Origin of the sequence: Pseudarthrobacter sp. (assembly GCF_036675385.1) — a bacterium.
Taxonomy (GTDB): domain Bacteria; phylum Actinomycetota; class Actinomycetes; order Actinomycetales; family Micrococcaceae; genus Arthrobacter.
The window spans coordinates 1-1,690 of sequence record NZ_JAKFFD010000150.1 but is presented as its reverse complement, the minus strand read 5'-3'; the positions used below and the strand labels follow the sequence as shown (position 1 = coordinate 1,690).

General features: G+C 64.7%; 1 protein-coding gene and 3 tRNA genes. 3 read left to right on the top strand and 1 reads right to left on the bottom strand.

The window, feature by feature from the left end:
• Positions 1-115: 115 nt before the first annotated feature.
• The gene (locus tag V6M49_RS12185) at positions 116-1,162 is read right to left on the bottom strand and encodes a PHP domain-containing protein (protein WP_332761253.1); all 1,047 of its coding nucleotides are present in this window, start codon (positions 1,160-1,162) and stop codon (positions 116-118) included.
• Positions 1,163-1,329: 167 nt separating this feature from the next.
• Between V6M49_RS12185 and V6M49_RS12180 the strand changes: the two genes are divergently transcribed.
• The 3 genes from V6M49_RS12180 to V6M49_RS12170 all read left to right on the top strand — a co-directional run bounded on the left by V6M49_RS12180 (position 1,330) and on the right by V6M49_RS12170 (position 1,690).
• Positions 1,330-1,402 (top strand) — tRNA-Glu (locus tag V6M49_RS12180).
• Between the two features lie 90 nt (positions 1,403-1,492).
• Positions 1,493-1,566, top strand: a tRNA-Asp gene (locus tag V6M49_RS12175).
• Positions 1,567-1,614: 48 nt separating this feature from the next.
• Positions 1,615-1,690 (top strand) — tRNA-Phe (locus V6M49_RS12170).

The window sequence follows — 1,690 nt, the reverse complement described above, 5'->3', positions numbered from 1 at the left end:
TGACCCCCAACGCCCGGCTAGTCGACGGCCTCAAAGAACCATAGAAGTACGGCGTCGGCAGGCGGCCACGGCACCATTTTCAGCCCGGAACGGGCGTCCGGCAAGGACATACAGGCTAGTCGAGTTTCTGCCAATCCCGGGCCGACCACTCCAGCAGCCGTTCCAGGGGCCAGGTGGTCACGATGCGCTCCGCGGGAATGTTGTTGTGCGCGGCGCGGGCAGCCCCGTACTGGAGGAAGTCGAGTTGGCCCGGAGCGTGGGCGTCGCTGTCGATCGAGAACAGGCAGCCGGCGTCGAGGGCAAGCTGGATCAGGTCATCCGGCGGGTCCTGCCGCTCGGGGCGGGAGTTGATCTCTACCGCCACGTTGTATTCCGCGCACGCCGCGAAGACCTCCCGGGCGTCGAAGTCCGATTGCGGACGCGTGCCGCGGGAGCCTTCCACCAGGCGTCCGGTGCAGTGGCCCAGCACGTTGGTCCGGGGGTTCTGGATGCCCTGGAGCATCCGCCGCGTCATGGTGGCGCGGTCTGCCCTGAGCTTCGAATGGACACTGGCCACCACAATATCCAGCCGCGCCAGCATGTCCGGTGACTGGTCCAGTTCGCCGGATTCCAGGATGTCCACCTCGATGCCGGTCAGGAGCCGGAATCCGTCCTTCTTGCCGTCAACTGCGGCGGCGTTGATGGTAGCCACAACGTCGAGCTGTTCGGTCAGGCGCTCGGCGCTGAGCCCGTTGGCGATCGTCAGGTTGGGGGAGTGGTCCGTCAGGGCCAGGTACTCGCGGCCCAGCAGGCGCGCGGCGTCTGCCATGAGCTCGATGGGGGAGCCGCCGTCGGACCAGTCGCTGTGGCTGTGGAGGTCGCCGCGGAGTGCTGCGTGGAGCTCGGCCCCGCCGTCCGCCAGGGGCGCCGCGCTGCGCTGGCGCAGGTCCTCAAGGTACTCGGGCACGTCGCCGTCCACTGCCTGCCGGACCACCTGGTAGGTCCTGTCGCCGATGCCCTTCATGCTCTTGAGCCTGCCGTCCCGGGCCCGGGCAGCCACCTCGGAAGGATCAAGCCCGGCGATGATCCCCGCCGCCTTCCGGAAGGCCTGGACCTTGAACGTGGCAGCGCGTTCCCGTTCCAACCAGAAAGCAATTTCATTGAGTGCGGCGACGGCATCCATCTGTCCATCTTCGCCTGTTCCCGCCGCTTCAGTCAGGTGCCTGCGGGCCGATTTTGAGTTATTCCCGCCGAGGCCCTATAGTTTTAGAGTCCAGTTCGGAGCAACTGCAAAAGACAAGACTGAGAGCCTCGGCTCGAAGCCTTTTATTTTGTGCCGAACGGGTTCTGGCCCCCATCGTCTAGCGGCCTAGGACACCGCCCTTTCACGGCGGCGGCACGGGTTCGAATCCCGTTGGGGGTACGCAAGGAACTGGTCTGGCAGGCTGAAAACGTCTGGTAAGCTGGAAGCCTTGAAAAAAGCGGTAGCGATGCCGCAAAGCAAGAAAATCAAGGCCCTGTAGCGCAGTTGGTTAGCGCGCCGCCCTGTCACGGCGGAGGTCGCGGGTTCAAGTCCCGTCAGGGTCGCTCTGATTGCCGGAAGAAATTCCGGCGGTCAAGGTGACATGTCACCTAGGCTCTGTAGCTCAGTTGGTAGAGCGTTCGACTGAAAATCGAAAGGTCACCGGATCGACGCCGGTCGGAGCCACCA

Coding starts and splice junctions, on each gene's coding strand:
- V6M49_RS12185 (WP_332761253.1), bottom strand. CDS start 1,162: ATGGATGCCGTCGCCGCACTCAATGAAATTGCTTTCTGGTTGGAACGG.